Consider the following 20,353-nt stretch of genomic DNA (forward strand, 5'->3'; position numbering starts at 1 on the left):
GAGGTCCGGGGAGAGACGGTGGACAAGCCGAAGGTCGTACTGGGGGTCAGCGGCGGCATCGCCGCGTACAAGGCCTGTGAGCTGCTCCGGCGGCTGACGGAGTCGGGGCACGACGTGCGGGTCGTCCCCACCGCCTCCGCCCTGCACTTCGTCGGCGCCGCCACCTGGTCCGCCCTTTCCGGCCACCCGGTCTCCACCGAGGTCTGGGACGACGTCCACGAGGTGCCCCACGTCCGCATCGGGCAGCACGCCGACCTGGTGGTCGTCGCCCCCGCCACGGCGGACATGCTGGCCAAGGCCGCCCACGGGCTGGCCGACGACCTCCTCACCAACACCCTCCTCACCGCCCGCTGCCCGGTGGTCTTCGCCCCCGCCATGCACACCGAGATGTGGGAGCACCCGGCCACCCAGGACAACGTGGCGACGCTGCGCGCCCGGGGCGCCGTCGTCATCGAACCGGCCGTCGGACGCCTCACCGGCGTCGACACCGGCAAGGGCCGGCTGCCCGACCCGGGGGAGATCTTCGAGGTCTGCCGCCGGGTCCTGGCCTGCGGCGCCACCGCACCCGACCTCGCGGGACGGCACGTCGTCGTCAGTGCCGGGGGCACCCGCGAGCCCCTCGACCCCGTCCGCTTCCTCGGCAACCGCTCCTCGGGCAAGCAGGGCTACGCCCTCGCCCGCACCGCCGCCGCCCGGGGCGCCCGCGTCACGCTGATCGCGGCCAACACCGCCCTTCCCGACCCCGCCGGGGTGGACGTCGTCCCCGTCGGGACCGCCGCCGAACTGCGCGAGGCCGTCCTCACCGCCGCCGTCGACGCGGACGCGGTGGTCATGGCCGCCGCCGTCGCCGACTTCCGCCCGGCGGCCTACGCGACCGGGAAGATCAAGAAGAAGGACGACCGGGAGCCGGAGCCCATCACCCTGGTACGGAATCCGGACATCCTCGCCGAGATCTCCGGCGACCGGGCGCGGCCCGGACAGGTGATCGTGGGCTTCGCCGCCGAGACCGACGACGTGCTCGCCAACGGGCGCGCCAAGCTGAAGCGCAAGGGCTGCGATCTGCTCGTGGTGAACGAGGTGGGGGAGCGCAAGACCTTCGGCGCGGACGAGAGCGAGGCCGTGGTACTGGGCGCGGACGGCAGCGAGACCCCCGTCCCGCACGGCCCCAAGGAGACCGTGGCCGAAACCGTCTGGGACCTGGTGGCCGACCGGCTCGGATGAGTGCTTGAGTCACCCGCGGCTCCGTAAACCTTCCCCCGGGAGGGTGTGGCGCCTCTGGCGAACCTCGCCCGGCCCGGAGAGAATGCCCGTGCCGCAGGTCACAGCACTCTCGCGAGACGAGACAGGGGGCCCGCGGTGAAGCGCGACCGATAAACTGTTCCACGGACGGCGTCGGGTGCAGCCCCCGCCGTCCGCCAATGATCAGCCAGCAGCCGCTGCAACCCCAGGGAGCGTTGTGTCCCGTCGTCTGTTCACCTCGGAGTCCGTGACCGAGGGTCACCCCGACAAGATCGCTGACCAGATCAGCGACACCATCCTCGACGCGCTGCTCCGCGAGGACCCGGCCTCCCGGGTCGCCGTCGAGACCCTGATCACCACCGGCCTGGTGCACGTGGCCGGCGAGGTCACCACCAAGACGTACGCGGACATCGCGACGCTGGTGCGCAACAAGATCCTTGAGATCGGCTACGACTCCTCCAAGAAGGGCTTCGACGGCGCCTCCTGCGGCGTGTCGGTGTCGATCGGCGCGCAGTCCCCGGACATCGCGCAGGGCGTCGACGCCGCCTACGAGGCCCGCGTCGAGGGCGACGACGACGAACTGGACCGCCAGGGCGCCGGCGACCAGGGCCTGATGTTCGGCTACGCGACGGACGAGACGCCGACGCTGATGCCGCTCCCCGTCTTCCTCGCCCACCGGCTCTCCAAGCGCCTGTCCGACGTGCGCAAGAACGGGACCATCCCCTACCTGCGCCCCGACGGCAAGACCCAGGTCACCATCGAGTACGACGGCGACAAGGCCGTCCGCCTGGACACCGTGGTCGTCTCCTCGCAGCACGCGAGCGACATCGACCTCGAGTCGCTGCTCGCGCCCGACATCCGCGAGTTCGTCGTGGAGCCGGAGCTGAAGTCGCTCCTGGACGACGGCATCAAGCTGGACACCGAGAAGTACCGGCTGCTGGTGAACCCCACCGGCCGGTTCGAGATCGGCGGCCCCATGGGCGACGCGGGCCTGACCGGCCGCAAGATCATCATCGACACCTACGGCGGCATGGCCCGCCACGGCGGCGGCGCCTTCTCCGGCAAGGACCCCTCCAAGGTGGACCGCTCGGCGGCCTACGCGATGCGCTGGGTCGCCAAGAACGTCGTCGCCGCGGGCCTCGCCGGACGCTGCGAGGTGCAGGTGGCGTACGCGATCGGCAAGGCCGAGCCGGTCGGCCTGTTCGTGGAGACCTTCGGCACCGCCAAGGTCGACGTGGAGAGGATCGAGCGGGCCATCGACGAGGTCTTCGACCTGCGCCCGGCAGCCATCATCCGCGACCTCGACCTGTTGCGGCCCATCTACGCCCAGACCGCCGCCTACGGTCACTTCGGCCGTGAGCTGCCCGACTTCACCTGGGAGCGCACCGACCGCGTCGACGCCCTGCGCAAGGCCGCCGGGCTGTAGCCCCACGCCGTCCCTCCGGGGCCCGGCGCCCCCTCCGCGGGGGTGCCGGGCCCCGGCGCGTACCTCGGGCCCACCGCACATCCGGGCGCGGGGCCGCGCGGACGCGGGCGAGTCCCCGTACCCGAGACCGGTCTCGGGCCCGGCGCCGTTGTCGGTGGCGTTTGGTAAGAATGCAAGCGTGAGCAGCGACAACGGACCCGCGGACGGCGGCGCGGAGGGCACCCCGCCCGAGCAGCTCGCGCTCATCCGGGAGAGCGTGCGCAAGGCCGCCGCGCCCCGGGCCAAGCCGCGCACCTGGCGGGGTGCCGCGCTCGCCAAGGAGCTGCCCGTCGCCCGGGTCCTCGTCGACAAGGGAGTGCTCCACCTCGACCGCTACTTCGACTACGCCGTGCCCGAGGAGCTGGACGCCGACGCCCAGCCGGGCGTCCGGGTCCGGGTACGGTTCGGCGCCGGCCGGCACCGGGTGCGCGAGGGCCGGCGGGAGGGCGGCGGCCTGATCGACGGGTTCCTCGTCGAGCGGCTCGCCGAGTCCGACTACACGGGCCCCCTGGCGGCGCTGGCCCAGGTCGTCTCGCCCGAGCGGGTGCTCGACGAGGAACTGTTGGCGCTCGCCCGCGCCGTCGCCGACCGGTACGCGGGCAGCCTCGCCGACGTGCTCCAGCTCGCCGTGCCGCCGCGCAACGCCCGCGCCGAGAAGCGGCCTTCCCCCGCCCCGCAGCCCCCGCCTCCGCCGCCCGCCCCCGGCTCCTGGGAGCGCTACGAGCAGGGCCCCGCCTTCCTGGAGTCACTGGCCGCCGGAGGCGCCCCCCGGGCCGTGTGGAACGCGCTGCCCGGACCGCAGTGGAGCGAGGAACTGGCCAGGGCCCTCGCCGCGACCCTGGCCTCCGGACGCGGCGCGCTGGCCGTCCTGCCCGACGGACGGACCGTCGCCCGCGTGGACGCCGCCCTCACCGCGCTGCTGGGGGAGGGGCGGCACGCGGTCCTCACCGCCGACGCCGGCCCCGAGAAGCGGTACGCGCAGTGGCTCGCCGTACGGCGGGGATCGGTGCGGGTCGTCATCGGAACGCGGGCGGCGATGTTCGCACCGGTGCGCGACCTCGGCCTGGTCGCCGTCTGGGACGACGGCGACGACAGCCACAGCGAGCAGCACGCCCCGCAACCGCATGCCCGCGAGGTGCTGCTGCTGCGGGCGGCACAGGACAAGTGCGGCTTCCTGCTCGGCGGTTGGAGCTGCACCGTGGAGGCCGCCCAGCTCGTCGACACCGGCTGGGCACGCCCGCTGGTCGCGGGCAGGGAGCAGGTACGGGCGGCCGCGCCGCTGGTGCGCACCGTGGGCGACCTGGACCTCGCGCGCGACGAGGCGGCCCGCGCGGCGCGGCTGCCGACACTCGCCTGGCAGGCCGCCAGGGAGGGACTGCGGCACGGGCCGGTCCTGGTCCAGGTGCCCCGGCGCGGATACGTGCCACGGATGGCGTGCGCCACCTGCCGCGCCCCGGCACGCTGCCGGCACTGCGCCGGGCCGCTGGAGGCCCGGGGATCCGACGACCTGCGGTGCGGATGGTGCGGGCGCGAGGAGAACGGCTGGCACTGTCCCGACTGCGGCGGCTTCCGGCTGCGGGCCCAGGTGGTGGGGGCGCGCCGCACCGCCGAGGAGCTGGGCCGGGCCTTTCCGGCCGTTCCGGTGCGGACCTCGGGCCGCGAGCACGTGCTGGACACGGTGCCGGGGACGCCCGCGCTGGTGGTCAGCACGCCGGGCGCGGAGCCGGTGGCCGAGGGCGGGTACGCCGCGGCGCTGCTGCTGGACGGGTGGGCGATGCTGAGCAGGCCCGACCTGCGGTCCGGGGAGGACGCGCTGCGCCGCTGGATCGGTGCCGCGGCGCTGGTCCGCTCCCAGACGGCGGGGGGCACGGTGGTGGTGGTCGCGGAGCCGACGCTGCGGCCGGTGCAGGCGCTGGTGCGGTGGGACCCGGTCGGGCACGCCGTGCGGGAACTGGCCGAGCGCGGGGAGCTGGGCTTCCCGCCGGTGTCGCGGATGGCGGCGGTGTCCGGGCCCGGGGACGCGGTGACGGAGTTCCTCCGCGCGGTGGAGCTGCCGGCACGCGCGGAGATCCTGGGCCCCGTACCCCTGCCGGTCACCCCGGCAGGCCGCCCCCGGCGCCCGGGCGCACCCCCGCCCGGTGAACACTGGGACCGAGCCCTGATCCGCGTCCCCCCGGGCCACGGCGCCCCCCTGGCCGCCGCCCTGAAGGCAGCACAGGCAACCCGCATGGCCCGCGGCGGCAGCACGCCGGTATGGGTCCGAATCGATCCCCTGGACATCGGCTGACCAGCCCCACGCCCCCGGGAGGGCAGGGACGGGTCGTCGGGTGGGCCCCGTGCGAGGGCTCGACTCCGTCCGGCTGACCGCCCGCGACACCTGGCCGCACCTCCGCCCGGGGAGCACCGGGACCGGGCGCCGGCCCAGGCTCCCCTGGGCCACGGCGCTGAGAACCCGCGGCGGATGTGCCGCGCCCTCCCGGGGCGGTGGGCCCGGGAGGGCGGGGGCGGGCCGGCCCTGTCCAAGCTCAGCTCTGTGCAGCCGGCCGCCCGCGAGGCCCCGGCACACCTCCGCCCGGGTGGGGCAAGGCGTGGATCTGGGTTCCCGGGCACGGCGCCGCCCTGGCCGGGGGACCCGGACTCGCAGGGGCGGTAGCTCGCCTGGGTAGGCGCGGGTAGGCCGACGCCGCGCCCTCGTGTGGCGGTGTGCCCGGGAGGGCCGGGGCGGCGGGTTGGTTTCGTACGAGGGCTCAGCCCGTGTGGGGAGTGGGCCCCGTGAGGGCTCGGCCCTGGCGGTGGTCAGCCGTTGCGCGGGGCGGGGAAGACCGTGGGGCGGGGGTCGTCGCGCAGGGAGGGGCTGCCGGCCGTGGGCTGGGTCGGCATGGAGCGGGCGGCGGGGACGGTCGGCACCGTGGAGACACCGGCGCCCACATTGACCGTGCGGGTGCCCGAGGACTCCGGGGCGCGCTCCGTTTCGGCGGTGGGGGTCGCGGGCGACGTCTGGGCCGCCGCGCGGCGGGAACCGTAGCGGCGGTGCACCGCCTGCTTGGTGACTCCGAGCGCGGAGCCCACCGCGTCCCACGAGAAGCCCAGCGAGCGGTCGAAGTCCACCGCCGCCGTCACCAGGGTCTCGACACTGTCCCGCAGCTCCTGGGCGAGACGGACCGTCGGGGCGGGGGCGCGTCCGTAGACGACGAAGCCCGTGGAGGGGCCGGAGCGGCGCGGGCGGTAGACGTTGCCCAGCTGGGCGGTGAGCGTGCGCAGTGCGTCCACCTGCCGGCGGACCCGCTCGATGTCGCGCACCAGCAAGTGCAGGCTGGCCCGAGCCTGGGCGTCGTGGGTTGCGTGGTCGGCCATGAACAAGCCTCTCGAACCGGCGTTGAAAGGAATGAGCCCGTTGCGGGGCCCGTGGTCAACTCTTTCTTGACCAACGCGCAGGCGCTCCACGGGTCACGGGGTGGGGGCGCGGCGGCATATGCGTACGCCCCCGCGCCGCCGGCGGCCGTCCCCGCGTGGGGGTGCCGCCCGGGCCCATAGACTGGTGCGCTGTCCCTGGACGCCCCCGCCCGAGAGGCCCTACGCACCCCATGAAGCTCGTCTTCGCCGGCACCCCCGAGGTCGCCGTTCCCTCCCTGGACGCTCTTCTCGCCTCCGGGCGGCACGAGGTGGCGGCCGTCGTCACCCGGCCCGACGCGCCCGCCGGACGCGGACGCAGGCTGGTCGCCTCACCCGTCGCCGAGCGCGCGGAGGAGGCCGGGATCGAGGTGCTGAAGCCGGTCAGGCCCAAGGACCCCGGGTTCCTCGAGCGGCTCGAGGAGATCGCGCCGGACTGCTGCCCGGTCGTCGCCTACGGCGCCCTGCTGCCCCGCGCCGCCCTGGACATCCCCGCCCGCGGCTGGGTCAACCTGCATTTCTCGCTGCTCCCCGCCTGGCGCGGCGCCGCGCCCGTGCAGCACGCCATCATGGCCGGCGACGAGATCACGGGCGCCTCCACCTTCCTCATCGAGGAGGGCCTCGACTCCGGGCCCGTCTACGGCACCGTCACCGAGGAGATCCGCCCCACCGACACCAGCGGCGACCTGCTCACCCGGCTCGCCTTCGCCGGCGCCGGCCTGCTCGCCGCGACCATGGACGGCATCGACGACGGCACGCTCAAGCCCGTGCCGCAGCCCGCCGAGGGCGTCAGCCTCGCCCCCAAGGTCACCGTCGAGGACGCCCGCGTCGACTGGAACACCCCGGCGCTGCGCGTCGACCGGGTGGTGCGCGGCTGCACGCCCGCGCCCGGCGCCTGGACCACTTTCCGGGGCGAGCGGCTGAAGATCGTCCAGGCCGCCCCCGTACCGGACGTCACCGAGCTGGCGCCCGGGCAGCTCTCCGTCGGCAAGAACCACGTGCACGTGGGCACCGCCTCGTACGCCGTGGAACTGCTGTGGGTGCAGGCCCAGGGCAAGAAGCCGATGCGGGCGGCGGACTGGGCGCGCGGGGCGCGGATCACCGCGGGGGAGACCCTCGGCGGCTGAGACCCCGGCGACGGCCACGACGTAGGCTGGACCGCGCACTTCACCCCACCTCCGGAGCACCTTTTTCGTGAGCGACCAGCCCCGTCGGCCGCGCAGGCCCGCCAAGCCCTACCGCCGGCCCAAGAAGGACCCCGTCCGCATCCTCGCCTTCGAGGCCCTGCGGGCCGTGGACGAGCGGGACGCCTACGCCAACCTCGTCCTGCCCCCGCTGCTGCGCAAGGCGCGCGAGAAGGGCGACTTCGACGCCAGGGACGCCGCCCTCGCCACCGAGCTGGTGTACGGCACGCTGCGCCGGCAGGGGACGTACGACGCGATCATCGCGGCCTGCGTCGACCGGCCGCTGCGCGACGTCGACCCGCCGGTGCTGGACGTGCTCGGCCTGGGCGCGCACCAGCTGCTCGGCACCCGGATCCCGACGCACGCCGCGGTCTCCGCCACCGTGGAACTGGCCCGGGTGGTGCTCGGCGACGGGCGGGCGAAGTTCGTCAACGCGGTGCTGCGCAGGATCGCGCAGGACGATCTAGACGGCTGGCTGGAACGGGTCGCGCCGCCCTACGACGAGGACCCCGAGGACCACCTCGCCGTCGTCCACTCGCACCCCCGGTGGGTCGTCTCCGCGCTGTGGGACTCCCTGGGCGGCGACCGCGCCGGCATCGAGGAACTGCTGCGGGCGGACAACGAACGGCCCGAGGTGACGCTCGTGGCCCGCCCCGGCCGGGCCACCACGGCCGAACTGCTCGGTGAGGAGGCCGCCGTCCCCGGCCGCTGGTCGCCCCACGCGGTACGCCTGACCGAGGGCGGGGAGCCGGGCGCCGTCCCGGCCGTGGCGGAGGGCCGGGCCGGTGTCCAGGACGAGGGCAGCCAGCTGGTCGCCCTCGCGCTCGCCGCCGCTCCCGTCGAGGGCCGCGACCGGCTGTGGCTGGACGGCTGCGCCGGGCCGGGCGGCAAGGCGGCGCTGCTCGGGGCGCTCGCCGCCGAGCGGGGCGCCGCGCTGCTGGCCTCCGAGAAGCAGCCGCACCGGGCCGGCCTGGTGGCGAAGGCGCTCGCCGGGAACCCCGGGCCGTACCGGGTCGTCGCCGCCGACGGGACACGCCCCCCGTGGCGCCCCGGCACCTTCGACCGGGTGCTGGTCGACGTGCCGTGCACCGGCCTCGGCGCCCTGCGCCGCCGGCCCGAGGCACGCTGGCGTCGCCGCCCGGAGGACCTGGACGGCTTCGCGCCCCTCCAGCGGGGGCTGCTGCGCACCGCCCTGGAGTCCGTGCGGGTCGGCGGCGTCGTCGGCTACGCCACCTGCTCGCCGCACCTCGCGGAGACCCGTGCGGTGGTCGCCGACCTCCTCAAGCAGTTCCCGGACGCCGACCTGATCGACGCCAGGCCCCTGCTGCCCGGCGTACCGCACCTGGGCGAGGGCCCCGACGTCCAGCTCTGGCCCCACCTGCACGGCACCGACGCGATGTACCTGGCCCTCCTGCGCTGCACCGGCTGACGTACGCGGACATCGGGCGCGCAGCGCTGTCTGCCTGGTGGACCGGTGCGGGAATCCCCCGCGGGACATGGCAGGCTTGGTCCATGGCCCCGCAGATCAGCCCCAGCATCCTGTCCGCCGACTTCGCACGCCTCGCGGACGAGGCGAAGGCGGTCGATGGAGCCGACTGGCTCCACGTCGACGTCATGGACAACCACTTCGTCCCGAACCTCACGCTCGGCGTGCCGGTCGTGGAGTCGCTGGCCCGTGCGACGGACACCCCGCTGGACTGCCACCTCATGATCGAGGCCCCCGACCGGTGGGCCCCCCAGTTCGTGGAGGCCGGGGCCGGCTCCGTCACCTTCCACGTCGAGGCCGCCACCGCGCCCGTACGGCTCGCCCGGGAGATCCGGGCCAAGGGCGCCCGCGCCTCCATGGCGCTGCGGCCGGCCACGCCCGTCGAGCCCTACGAGGATCTGCTCCCCGAGCTGGACATGCTGCTGATCATGACGGTTGAACCCGGCTTCGGCGGGCAGGCGTTCCTCGACATCATGCTGCCGAAGATCCGCCGCACCCGTGAGCTGATCCGCAAGCACGGTCTCGAGCTCTGGCTCCAGGTCGACGGCGGTGTCTCGGCGTCCACCATCGAGCGGTGCGCGGACGCCGGCGCCGACGTCTTCGTCGCGGGCTCCGCCGTGTACGGGGCATTCGACCCGGCCGAGGCGGTCCGTGCACTGCGCGATCGGGCTCAGGCCGCGACGGCCAAGGCATCGTGGGCATGCGACCACTGAGCGTCAGGAACATGAACGGCGCCCGCGAGGGCTGATCGACCGCGCCGGATCTGCAAGGATGAACGGCGAATCCAGAGTGTGAACAGCAGTGAGGAGATCGCCGTGTCGGGTATGTCGGCGGGCCGGTCAGCCACGCGGATGGGACCCGCTGAGCTGGTGCAGGCGGCGGCCATGGCCCGCCGCTTCTACCTCGAGGGCAAGTCCAAGATCCAGATCGCCGAGGAGTTCGGCGTCAGCCGCTTCAAGGTGGCCCGGGTCCTGGAGACCGCCCTCGAACGGGATCTCGTACGGATCGAGATCCGTGTGCCGGCCGAACTGGACGCCGAGCGCTCCGACGCGCTCCGCGCCCGCTACGGCCTCAGGCACGCCGTCGTGGTCGAGTCCCCGGCCGAGGCCGAGGAGACACCCGACCCCGAGAACCTGGGAGAAGTGGCCGCCGACCTGCTCGGCGAGCTGGTCAACGAAGGGGATGTGCTGGGCCTGGCCTGGGGCCGCTCCACCATCCACATGGCGGCGGCCCTGGACCGGCTGCCGCCCTGCACCGTCGTGCAGCTGACGGGCGTGTACGACGCCGGGACCGCCGAGCGCGGCTCCGTCGAGGCCGTACGCCGCGCCGCGCAGGTGTCGGGCGGCGACGCCCACCCCATCTACGCGCCGATGCTGCTGCCCGACGCGGCCACCGCGGAGGCGCTGCGCCACCAGACCGGGATCGCGCGGGCCTTCGAGTACTTCGACAAGGTCACCGTCGCGTGTGTCTCCATCGGCTCCTGGGAGCCGGGCATCTCGACGGTGCACGACATGCTCAGTGACGAGGAGCGGGCGCACTACGCCTCCCTCGGCGTCGCCGCGGAGATGTCCGCGCACCTCTTCGACGCCCAGGGGCGCCGGGTCGGCCGGGACCTCGGAGAGCGGTGCATCACCGTCAAGACGGACCAGCTCCGCCGCGTCCCCGAGGTCGTCGCGATCGCCGGCGGACAGCGCAAGGGGCCCGCGATCGACGCCGTACTGCGCTCCGGGCTCGTCACCAGCCTGGTGACGGACACATCCGCCGCCGACTATCTGATGACGGTGGGACCGGCCCCGCGGTCCGCCCTCAACCGCGCGGACCCCGACGCCGCCTGAACGCGACACGGGGCGGGGCGTGTTCCGGTACCGGTACCACGGTGCCTGAGCATGCCCCGCCCTCGCCTTCGCGGCGGCTCTTCAGGCGGCTCCTGGAGGAAGCTCCGAGCGGTGCTCCGATCGGCTTGGACGATGCTCCCGGAGTCGGCGTACCGGTCGGCATGGGACAATCAAGTACGTGCTCTTCCCCCTGGCTGACCTGCCCGGGGGCCACCTCTGATCGACTGGGATGTGCAGCACGTGCGTTTCCTCAACGACATCCAGCCCCCGTACGACCTGACGTACGACGACGTCTTCATGGTGCCGAGCCGCTCCGCGGTCGGCTCGCGGCAGGGTGTGGACCTCAGCTCCCCGGACGGCACGGGCACCACCATCCCGCTCGTCGTCGCCAACATGACCGCCATCGCCGGCCGCCGCATGGCCGAGACGGTCGCCCGGCGCGGCGGACTGGTCGTCATACCGCAGGACATCCCGATCGAGGTCGTCGCCGAGGTCGTCTCCTGGGTGAAGTCCCGCCACCTGGTGCTGGACACCCCGATCGTGCTGGCCCCTCACCAGACCGTCGCCGACGCGCTGTCCCTGCTGCCCAAGCGGGCGCACAACGCGGGCGTGGTCGTCGACGAGGAGCGCCGTCCGGTCGGCGTGGTCACCGACGCCGACCTGACCGGCGTGGACCGCTTCACCCAGCTCGACGAGGTCATGTCCAAGGACCTGCTCCTCCTGGACGCCGGCATGGACCCGCGGGAGGCCTTCAACACCCTCGACGGCGCCAACCGCCGCTACGCGCCCGCCGTGGATGCCGAGGGCCGCCTGGCCGGCATCCTGACCCGCAAGGGCGCCCTGCGCGCCACCCTGTACACGCCCGCCACCGACGACCGGGGCCGGCTGCGCATCGCCGCCGCGGTCGGCATCAACGGCGACGTGGCGGGCAAGGCGAAGCAGCTCCTCGAGGCGGGCGTGGACACGCTCGTCATCGACACCGCGCACGGCCACCAGGAGTCCATGATCGGCGCGGTCCGGCTGGTGCGCGGCCTCGACCCGCAGGTCCCGGTCGTCGCCGGCAACATCGTCTCCGCCGAGGGCGTCCGCGACCTCATCGAGGCCGGCGCGGACATCGTCAAGGTCGGTGTCGGTCCCGGGGCCATGTGCACCACCCGCATGATGACCGGCGTCGGCCGGCCCCAGTTCTCCGCCGTCCTGGAGTGCGCCGCCGAGGCGAGGAAGTACGGCAAGCACGTCTGGGCCGACGGCGGCGTCCGCCACCCGCGCGACGTCGCGATGGCGCTCGCGGCCGGCGCGTCCAACGTGATGATCGGCTCCTGGTTCGCCGGGACCTACGAGTCCCCGGGCGACCTCCAGCACGACGCCGACGGCCGCCCCTACAAGGAGTCCTTCGGCATGGCCTCCGCGCGCGCCGTGCGCAACCGCACCTCCGAGGAGTCGGCCTACGACCGGGCACGCAAGGCGCTCTTCGAGGAGGGCATCTCGACCTCCCGGATGTTCCTCGACCCGGAGCGCCCGGGCGTGGAGGACCTGATCGACTCGATCATCGCGGGCGTCCGTTCCTCCTGCACCTACGCCGGTGCCGGCACGCTCGAGGAGTTCGCCGAGAAGGCCGTCGTGGGCATCCAGAGCGCCGCCGGATACGCCGAGGGCAAGCCCCTCCACGCCAGCTGGAACTGACCGCGGGCGTTCGCCCGGCGGGGACCGGGCCGCAACGGACGGGGACCGGGCCGCAACGGACGAAAGGCCCGGCGCAACGAAGGCCCGCGTCCCCGCGAGCAACGCAATGATCTTGCGGCAGTGCGCAAGGTTGCTGCATTTCAGGAGCAACGAAGAACCTCGTAGGGTTACGCGCTGTACGTGGTGCGGCGGGGACCCCGCTCGACGGGTCCCGGCTGTCGCGGGACGCCGTCGGTCCCTGCCGCGGAACACCGGCAGCGACGAAGGAGTCAGCGCGTGCTCGATCAAGGCGCCCCCCCGCACAAGAGCAGTCCCGCCGCCCCGCGGTCCCCGGGGGCCGGCGCGCGCCTCATGCGCCGCAAGCCCGTGGAACACCTGGTCGCCGAGGGTGGGCAGGGCGACGGCGGCTCGCTGCGCCGCTCCCTCGGGCTGTGGCAGCTGACCATGATCAGCATCGGTGCCACCCTCGGCACCGGCATCTTCGTCGTCCTCGGCGAGGCCGTCCCCAAGGCCGGTCCCGCCGTCACGCTCTCCTTCGTCATAGCCGGTCTGACGGCCCTCTTCTCCGCCCTCTCCTACGCCGAGCTGGCGGGCACCATCCCGGTCTCCGGCTCCTCCTACTCGTATGCGTACGCAACGATGGGCGAACTGGTCGCCTGGGTCTGCGGCTGGTGCCTGATGCTGGAGTACGGCGTGTCGGTCGCCGCCGTCGCCGTCGGCTGGGGCGAGTACCTCAACGAACTGCTCGACGGCACCATCGGCGTCACCATCCCCGCCGCGCTGTCCGCCCCGCCCGGCGACGGCGGCATCTTCAACCTGCCCGCGCTGATCGTCGTCCTGCTCGCCATGGCCTTCCTGATGGGCGGCGCGCGCGAGTCCGCCCGCGCCAACACGATCATGGTCGCGGTGAAGATCGGCGCCCTCGTGCTGTTCTGCGCCGTCGGCGTCCAGGGGTTCCGCTCCGGCAACTACGACCACTTCATGCCGCTCGGCATGGCCGGCGTCAGCGCCGCGGGGGCGACGCTGTTCTTCTCGTACATCGGCTTCGACGCCGCCTCCACCGCCGGTGAGGAGGCGAAGAACGCCCAGCGCGACCTGCCCCGCGCCATCCTGCTCTCGCTCGCCGTCATCACCGCGCTGTACGTCCTGGTCGCCGCCGTCGCCGTGGGCGCCAAACCCTGGCAGCAGTTCACCGACTCCGAGGCCACGCTCGCCCGGATCATGAGTGACGTCACCGGCCAGAGCTTCTGGGGCACCCTGCTCGCGTTCTGCGCCGTCATCGCCATCGCGAGCGTCGTCCTGACCGTGCTCTACGGCCAGACCCGCATCCTGTTCGCCATGTCCCGGGACGGGCTCGTGCCCAAGGCGTTCGGCAAGGTCAGCCCCAGGACCGGCACGCCGCGCACCAACACCCTGATCGTCTCCCTCTTCTGCGGCGTGCTCGCCGCGGCCATTCCGCTCGGCCAGCTCGCCGACGCCACCAGCATCGGCACGCTGTTCGCCTTCGCGCTGGTCAACGTGGCCGTCGTGGTGCTGCGCCGGACCCGCCCCGACATGCCCCGCACCTTCCGGGTGCCGTTGGCCCCGGTGCTGCCCGCCGTCGGCTTCGCCTTCTGCCTGTGGATGATGGGCAGCCTGTCCACCGTCACCTGGGTGGTCTTCGGCGTCTGGATGGCCGTCGGGCTCGTGTTCTACTTCCTGTACGGCTACCGCCGTTCCCGGCTCGCCGCCGCACCGGCCCCCTCTGAAGCGAAGTGAACCACCCGCCGTGCTGAACGATCTCGACGAACGCATCGTGCACGCCCTCGCCGAGGACGCCCGCCGCTCCTACGCGGACATCGGCCACCTCGTCGGCCTGTCCGCGCCCGCCGTGAAGCGGCGCGTGGACCGGCTGCGCGCCACCGGGGCGATCACCGGGTTCACCGTGCGGGTGGACCCCGCCGCCCTCGGCTGGGAGACGGAGGGGTTCGTCGAGATCTACTGCCGCAGCAACACGTCCCCCGAGACCATCCAGCGGGGTCTTGAGCGTTACCAGGAGGTCGTCGCCGCCTCCACCGTCACCGGTGACGCGGACGCGGTCGCCCAGGTCTTCGCCTCGGACATGCGTCACTTCGAACGGGTGCTGGAGCGCATCGCGGGCGAGCCGTTCGTCGAGCGGACCAAGTCGGTGCTGGTGCTGTCGCCGCTGCTGCGACGGTTCTCGTCGGGGTCGCCGACGTAGGCCGTGCGGTGGGGGTGGAAAAAACCCGGCGGGTGGTGGGGGACGCTGTTTAATATGGGTGTTATGACCTGGCGACATTGATCCACGAGTCGCGCCTCTCGAGGGCCGCCTCGGATGCCGTACGTCCTCCGCGTCCGGTGTCCGATCCGCCCTTACGGGAAGGCCTCATGACTCTCACGCCCACGCGTGCGTCCGACGTCAGCGTGCGACGGCTGACGACCACGCTGTACGGCTACTCGTTTTCCGAAGAATTCGTTCTGCTGTACCCGGTGTACGCGCTGCTGTTCAGCGACACCGGGCTGTCGGTCTGGCAGATCTCGTCGCTGTTCGCCCTGTGGTCGGTCACCGGCGTGCTGCTGGAGATCCCCTCCGGGGCCTGGGCCGACACGGTCTCGCGCCGACTGCTGCTGTGGCTCGGCCCGCTGCTGACCGCGGCCGCCTTCACCCTGTGGGTGCTGCTGCCGTCGTACGGCGCCTTCGCCCTCGGTTTCGTGCTGTGGGGTGCCGGCGGTGCGCTCGGCTCCGGTGCGCTGGAGGCGCTGGTCTACGACGAGCTGGAACGGCTCGGCGCGGAGGATGACTACGCCCGGATCATGGGGCGGGCGCGGGCGGCCGGTCTCGTTGCCGTGATGGCGGCGATGGGGCTCGCCGGGCCCGTGCTCGCCTGGGGCGGTCACGCGGCGGTCGGTGCGGCGAGTGTGCTGGTGTGTCTGCTGACAGCTGCCACGGCCCTGCGGTTTCCGGAGCACCGGACGGCGGGAGAGGGGCACGGGTCCTGGACCGGGACCCTGCGCGCCGGACTCGCGGAGGTGCGCGCCGACCGGTCGGTGCGGGGGGCGTTGCTGCTGGTTCCGGCCGTGACCGCGGTGTGGGGTGCGCTTGATGAGTACACGCCGTTGCTGGTCCGCGACACCGGGGTCGCGGACGGGACGGTGCCGTATCTGCTGCTGCTGATCTGGGCCGGGGCCACGGTGGGGAGCCTGCTGGCCGGTGAGGGTGAGCGGCTGGGGAGCCGAGGGCTTGCCGTGCTGCTGGCCGGTGCCGGGCTGGCGCTGGTGCTGGGGGCGGCCGACGGGACGCCGTGGGGGCTGGTGCTCGTGGCTCTCGCGTTCGGCGGGTTCCAGGCGGCGACCGTGCTGGCCGACGCGCGGCTGCAGCGGCGCATCGAGGACTCGGGGCGGGCCACGCTGACCTCGGTCGCGGGGCTGGGTACGGAGCTGGCGACGGTTGGTGCGTTCGGTGTGTACGCGCTGATCGCGTCGGGTCACGCGCACAGTACGGCCTTCGCGGTGCTGGCGGTGCCATACCTGGTGACGGCGGCGGTGGTGGTGGTGCTGGCGGGGTCGCGGTCGTGATGCGTATGCCTGCGGCGCCTGTGCTCCTCCGGTGGGGGTGCGCGTAGCGCCCGCGGTGGGTGGGTGGTGCGGGGCCGTGCCGGGGGTGTACGTCCTCGGACTGGCGCGATAGGGCTTGTTGGTGGGGCTGAACGGCGCGGACGCGCCAGCCACTGCGGGCGCACACCCCCGCCCCGCCCCCTCCCCGCCGTCGGCGCCTACCGCCCTCCCCGGGCTGCACGCCGCCGCTCCCGCGATCCGCGCCCTGCTACCGCCATCCGCGCTGCGGTGGGACGCCCTGCCTGCCACCGCCGCGGACGCCCCGCCTTGCCGCCATCGCGGGCGCCCTGCCTTGCCGCCATCGCGGGCGCCCTGCCTCCGGGCATCGCGGGGCGCCGCCGCTCACCCGATCCGCGCCCTGCCTCCGGGCATCGCGGGCACGCTGCTGCTCTCGCGATCCGCGCCCGGCCGCCGCCATCCGCGATCCGCCGCCATCCGCGCCGCAGGCGGGCGACCGCCGCGCCGCTCCCGCGAGTCGCGCGCCGCTCCCGCGGTCCGCGGGCAGTCGTGCCTCCCCCAGAGCCTGAAGGGCCTGGGAGGTACCCCCAGGGCGATGGGGGTCCCCCCGCTCATGGGGGTACCTCCCGCTCGAGCGGAGCCGAGAGTGGGGGAGGCACCCCGCTGGCGCCGGGCTGCGCGAACACCCCCGGCCCGCACCAACGCACTGCACCCTGCGGTAGCGCCGACTGTGCAACACACCCCAGGCCAGCACCAACGCAGGGCACCGGGGGTAGCGGCGGCTGGGCAATACACCCCCGGTCGGCACCAGGGCTGGGTGCCGTACGCCACCCCGGGGAACGCAAAGGCACCCCGTGCAATGAATCACCGTTCGCCCGCCCACCCACGCAACAAACCCCTCACCCGCACGCAACGGCTCCTTCTTGTCCCCCCGAGCCGCCCGCCCGTACCGTCTATCTCGCCCCCGCAAACCCCCGCGTACCGGTGAGGATCACGCATGCGCACCGCCCTGCTCCAGAGCTCCGGCCGCCCCGGCTCCGTCGTCGAGAACCTCAAGATCCTCGACGACGCGGCCGCCCGCGCCGCAGCCGCAGGCGCCGCGCTGCTCGTCACCTCGGAGCTGTTCCTGACCGGATACGCGATCGGCGACGACCTGGGCCGGCTCGCCGAGCCCGCCGACGGCGACGCCGCCGACGCGGTCGCGGAGACCGCCGCCCGGCACGGCCTCGCCGTCGCCTACGGCTACCCGGAGCGCGACGGCGACACGGTGTACAACTCCGTCCAGCTCGTGTCCGCCGACGGCACCCGCCTCGCGAACCACCGCAAGACCCATTTGTACGGCTGCTTCGAGCGGGACCACTTCACCCCGGGCGAGCGGACGGTGGTCCAGGCCGAGCTCGACGGCCTCACCGTCGGCCTGATGATCTGCTACGACGTCGAGTTCCCGGAGAACGTGCGCGCCCACGCGCTCGCCGGGACCGACCTGCTGCTGGTGCCCACGGCACTGCTCCACCCGTTCCAGTTCGTCGCCGAAGCCGTCGTGCCGGTGCGGGCGTTCGAGAACCAGATGTACATCGCGTACGTCAACCGGGTCGGCCAGGAGGGCGAGTTCGAGTTCGTCGGGCTGTCCACGCTTGCCGCTCCCGACGGAGTCGCCCGTGCCCGGGCCGGGCGGGGGGAGGAGCTCGTGGTTGCCGAGGCCGATCCTCTTCTTCTCGCCGCCTCACGTGAGAGCAACCCGTATCTACGGGATCGCCGTCCCGGTCTCTACCGGTCTCTCGTCTGAACCTCCCTCGTACCACCCCCGCAAGGAGTCCGTACCCCATGACGTCCACGGTGCCCAACGCCGTCCAGCACGCCGATGAGCAGCAGCCGCCGATCACCATGTTCGGCCCGGACTTCCCGTACGCGTACGACGACTTCCTCGCCCACCCCGCCGGTCTCGGGCAGGTGCCCGCGACCGAGCACGGCACCGAGGTGGCCGTCATCGGGGGCGGTCTGTCCGGCATCGTCGCCGCGTACGAGCTGATGAAGATGGGGCTCAAGCCCGTGGTCTACGAGGCCGACCGGATCGGCGGGCGGCTGCGGACCGTGGGGTTCGAGGGGTGTGATCCCTCGCTGACCGCTGAGATGGGGGCGATGCGGTTTCCGCCGTCCTCCACCGCTCTGCAGCACTACATCGATCTGGTGGGGCTGGAGACCCGGGCCTTTCCCAACCCTCTCGCCGAGGTGACGCCGTCCACCGTGGTGGACCTCAAGGGGGAGTCGCACTACGCCGAGACCCTCGACGATCTGCCGCAGGTCTACCGGGACGTCGCCGACGCCTGGGCCCGGTGCCTGGAGGAGGGGGCGGACTTCTCCGACATGAACCGGGCCCTGCGGGAGCGGGACGTGCCGCGGATCCGGGAGATCTGGGCGAAGCTGGTCGAGAAGCTCGACAACCAGACCTTCTACGGCTTCCTCTGTGAGTCGGAGGCGTTCAAGTCCTTCCGGCACCGTGAGATCTTCGGGCAGGTCGGCTTCGGCACCGGTGGATGGGACACTGATTTCCCCAACAGCATTCTGGAGATCCTCCGGGTCGTCTACACCGAGGCCGACGACCACCACCGCGGCATCGTCGGCGGCTCCCAGCAGCTGCCCCTGCGGCTGTGGGAGCGGGAGCCGGAGAAGATCGTCCACTGGCCGTACGGCACCTCGCTGAAGTCCCTCCACGTGGACGGCGAGCCCCGCCCGGCCGTGACCCGGCTGACCCGCACCGCGGGCAACCGCATCACGGTGACGGACGCCGACGGCGACATCCGTACGTACCGGGCGGCGATCTTCACCGCCCAGTCCTGGATGCTGCTCTCCAAGATCGCCTGCGACGACTCGCTCTTCCCGATCGACCACTGGACCGCCATCGAGCGGACCCACTACATGGAGAGCTCCAAGCTCTTCGTGCCCGTGGACCGGCCGTTCTGGCTGGACAAGGACGAGGAGACCGGGCGGGACGTCATGTCGATGACGCTCACCGACCGGATGACCCGCGGGACGTATCTGCTGGACGACGGTCCCGACAAGCCGGCCGTGATCTGTCTGTCGTACACCTGGTGCGACGACAGCCTGAAGTGGCTGCCGCTGTCCGCGAACGAGCGGATGGAGGTCATGCTGAAGTCGCTCGGCGAGATCTACCCCAAGGTCGACATCAGGAAGCACATCATCGGCAATCCGGTGACCGTCTCCTGGGAGAACGAGCCCTACTTCATGGGCGCGTTCAAGGCCAACCTGCCCGGCCACTACCGGTATCAGCGGCGCCTGTTCACCCACTTCATGCAGGAGTCGCTCCCGGAGGACAAGCGGGGCATCTTCCTCGCCGGTGACGACATCTCCTGGACGGCCGGCTGGGCCGAGGGCGCCGTCCAGACCGCGCTGAACGCGGTCTGGGGCGTGATGCACCACCTGGGCGGCGGGACCGACCCGTCCAACCCGGGCCCGGGCGACCTCTACGACGAGATCGCCCCGGTCGAACTCCCGGAGGACTGACCCGGCTCAGACGCCGGCGGCCCGCGCCTTCTCGTACACCTCGGCGGCGACGTCCCTGAGCTCCTCGGCGTCACGCGTGGAGGTCTGCAGGTCGATCAGCATCTCGTCGAGCCCGATCGCGGCGTGTGCGACCAGGTCCTCGACGATCTGGTCCACGCTGCCCTGGAAGGGGCGGCGGTCCGCTTCCGGCCGGCTTGCGGTCGAGTAGACCGTGTTCACCCGGAGCACCGTGCGCAGTGGCTCGGTGCGTCCGCGTTCCGCGGCCAGTTCCTGGAGCTGCCGCCACTGCGTGGTCAGCGACTCGACGCCCATGCCGGTGGGCATCCAGCCGTCGGCGAGGTCGACGACCCGCCGGCGGGCCCGGGCGCTGCCCGCGGCCAGCAGGACCGGGATCGGCCGGGCGGGCTTCGGACCCACCACGGCCGAGGCGATCCTTGTCAGGTCGCCCTCGTACGACACCGGGTCCGGGCCCCAGACCGCGCGGCACACGCCGATCAGCTCGTCCAGGGCCTTGCCCCGCTCCTCGAACGGCCGCACCCCCGACGCCGCGTACTCGTCGAGGGACCAGCCGGTGCCGAAACCGGCCACCACCCGGCCGCCGCTGGCCGCGTCCAGCGAGGCCAGCGTCTTGGCGAGCTGGAACGGCAGATGCAGCGGGCCGACCAGGACGCTGGTGCCCAGTTCGACGCGCCGGGTGGCCGCTGCCGCGAGGGTGAGGGTGACCAGCGGGTCGGCCACGCCCCGGTAGGAGTCGGGCCAGGGGAGCCCCTCGATGCCGTACAGACCCTGGGTGGCCGGTTCCGGGAACAGAGCCCGCTCGTAGACCCACAGGCTGTCGTAGCCGGTCTCCTCGGCGGCGCGTGCCACCAGGGGGACGTCCCGCCCGAGGTCGTACCGCCTGTTCTGGGGGAGGCCGAGACCGAGCCGAGTCGCCATGTTCCGTGCTCCTTCGTCAGAGGGTCGGATCTATCGAACC

General features: G+C 73.2%; 15 protein-coding genes. 13 read left to right on the forward strand and 2 right to left on the reverse strand.

The features are described from left to right. Positions 1–18: 18 nt before the first annotated feature. From coaBC to AC5L3C_RS31575, 3 genes are all read left to right on the forward strand, one after another. Positions 19–1,221: a bifunctional phosphopantothenoylcysteine decarboxylase/phosphopantothenate--cysteine ligase CoaBC gene (coaBC, locus tag AC5L3C_RS31565; RefSeq protein ID WP_493652463.1), complete on the forward strand. Its 1,203-nt coding sequence runs from the start codon at positions 19–21 to the stop codon at positions 1,219–1,221. A 235-nt stretch (positions 1,222–1,456) separates the two neighbouring features. Continuing rightward, the gene (gene metK / locus AC5L3C_RS31570) at positions 1,457–2,665 is read left to right on the forward strand and encodes a methionine adenosyltransferase (protein ID WP_493652465.1); all 1,209 of its coding nucleotides are present in this window, start codon (positions 1,457–1,459) and stop codon (positions 2,663–2,665) included. Positions 2,666–2,843: 178 nt separating this feature from the next. Then, positions 2,844–4,991: a primosomal protein N' gene (locus AC5L3C_RS31575; RefSeq protein WP_493652467.1), complete on the forward strand. Its 2,148-nt coding sequence runs from the start codon at positions 2,844–2,846 to the stop codon at positions 4,989–4,991. A 509-nt stretch (positions 4,992–5,500) separates the two neighbouring features. Here the strand turns inward: AC5L3C_RS31575 and AC5L3C_RS31580 are convergent. Continuing rightward, a complete protein-coding gene (locus AC5L3C_RS31580) occupies positions 5,501–6,058 on the reverse strand; it encodes a hypothetical protein (RefSeq protein WP_493652469.1) in 558 nt (185 codons plus the stop codon). Between the two features lie 230 nt (positions 6,059–6,288). Here AC5L3C_RS31580 and fmt point away from each other — a divergent pair, with 230 nt between their 5' ends. The 10 genes from fmt to AC5L3C_RS31630 all read left to right on the forward strand — a co-directional run bounded on the left by fmt (position 6,289) and on the right by AC5L3C_RS31630 (position 19,377). Next, positions 6,289–7,221: a methionyl-tRNA formyltransferase gene (fmt, locus tag AC5L3C_RS31585; protein WP_493652471.1), complete on the forward strand. Its 933-nt coding sequence runs from the start codon at positions 6,289–6,291 to the stop codon at positions 7,219–7,221. Positions 7,222–7,288: 67 nt separating this feature from the next. Beyond that, positions 7,289–8,707, forward strand: a complete 1,419-nt coding sequence (locus AC5L3C_RS31590; RefSeq protein WP_493652473.1) for an RsmB/NOP family class I SAM-dependent RNA methyltransferase — start codon at positions 7,289–7,291, stop codon at positions 8,705–8,707. Between the two features lie 83 nt (positions 8,708–8,790). Next, positions 8,791–9,477 (forward strand): ribulose-phosphate 3-epimerase, encoded by a 687-nt coding sequence (gene rpe / locus AC5L3C_RS31595; protein ID WP_493652474.1) that lies wholly within the window; start codon positions 8,791–8,793, stop codon positions 9,475–9,477. 78 nt (positions 9,478–9,555) lie between these two features. Then, positions 9,556–10,599: a sugar-binding transcriptional regulator gene (locus AC5L3C_RS31600; RefSeq protein WP_493652476.1), complete on the forward strand. Its 1,044-nt coding sequence runs from the start codon at positions 9,556–9,558 to the stop codon at positions 10,597–10,599. A 240-nt stretch (positions 10,600–10,839) separates the two neighbouring features. Further along, positions 10,840–12,282 (forward strand): GuaB1 family IMP dehydrogenase-related protein, encoded by a 1,443-nt coding sequence (locus AC5L3C_RS31605; RefSeq protein ID WP_493654105.1) that lies wholly within the window; start codon positions 10,840–10,842, stop codon positions 12,280–12,282. Positions 12,283–12,558: 276 nt separating this feature from the next. Further along, entirely contained in the window at positions 12,559–14,040 is a 1,482-nt protein-coding gene (locus AC5L3C_RS31610) for an amino acid permease (RefSeq protein ID WP_493652478.1), read from the forward strand. Between the two features lie 10 nt (positions 14,041–14,050). Continuing rightward, positions 14,051–14,503 carry an Lrp/AsnC family transcriptional regulator gene (locus AC5L3C_RS31615; RefSeq protein ID WP_344010607.1) on the forward strand — a complete coding sequence of 151 codons (453 nt, stop codon included), beginning with the start codon at positions 14,051–14,053 and terminating at the stop codon, positions 14,501–14,503. A 167-nt stretch (positions 14,504–14,670) separates the two neighbouring features. Continuing rightward, positions 14,671–15,858, forward strand: a complete 1,188-nt coding sequence (locus AC5L3C_RS31620; RefSeq protein ID WP_493652481.1) for an MFS transporter — start codon at positions 14,671–14,673, stop codon at positions 15,856–15,858. Positions 15,859–16,852: 994 nt separating this feature from the next. Beyond that, a complete protein-coding gene (locus AC5L3C_RS31625) occupies positions 16,853–17,641 on the forward strand; it encodes a carbon-nitrogen hydrolase family protein (protein WP_493652483.1) in 789 nt (262 codons plus the stop codon). Positions 17,642–17,679: 38 nt separating this feature from the next. Next, positions 17,680–19,377, forward strand: coding sequence for a flavin monoamine oxidase family protein (locus tag AC5L3C_RS31630; protein WP_493652485.1), 1,698 nt, complete (start codon positions 17,680–17,682; stop codon positions 19,375–19,377). A gap of 6 nt (positions 19,378–19,383) precedes the next feature. On the opposite strand, the gene AC5L3C_RS31635 is transcribed toward AC5L3C_RS31630, so the two are convergent. Then, positions 19,384–20,313, reverse strand: coding sequence for an LLM class F420-dependent oxidoreductase (locus AC5L3C_RS31635; RefSeq protein WP_493652487.1), 930 nt, complete (start codon positions 20,311–20,313; stop codon positions 19,384–19,386). Between the last annotated feature and the right edge of the window lie 40 nt (positions 20,314–20,353).

The sequence above is a fragment of the Streptomyces speibonae genome, assembly GCF_984686075.1.

Bases quoted from the DNA above. Each gene is read 5' to 3' on its own strand.
- AC5L3C_RS31580 (WP_493652469.1), bottom strand. From the start codon at position 6,058: ATGGCCGACCACGCAACCCACGACGCCCAGGCTCGGGCCAGCCTGCAC.
- fmt (WP_493652471.1), top strand. From the start codon at position 6,289: ATGAAGCTCGTCTTCGCCGGCACCCCCGAGGTCGCCGTTCCCTCCCTG.
- rpe (WP_493652474.1), top strand. From the start codon at position 8,791: ATGGCCCCGCAGATCAGCCCCAGCATCCTGTCCGCCGACTTCGCACGC.
- AC5L3C_RS31620 (WP_493652481.1), top strand. From the start codon at position 14,671: ATGACTCTCACGCCCACGCGTGCGTCCGACGTCAGCGTGCGACGGCTG.
- AC5L3C_RS31625 (WP_493652483.1), top strand. From the start codon at position 16,853: ATGCGCACCGCCCTGCTCCAGAGCTCCGGCCGCCCCGGCTCCGTCGTC.
- AC5L3C_RS31630 (WP_493652485.1), top strand. From the start codon at position 17,680: ATGACGTCCACGGTGCCCAACGCCGTCCAGCACGCCGATGAGCAGCAG.
- AC5L3C_RS31635 (WP_493652487.1), bottom strand. From the start codon at position 20,313: ATGGCGACTCGGCTCGGTCTCGGCCTCCCCCAGAACAGGCGGTACGAC.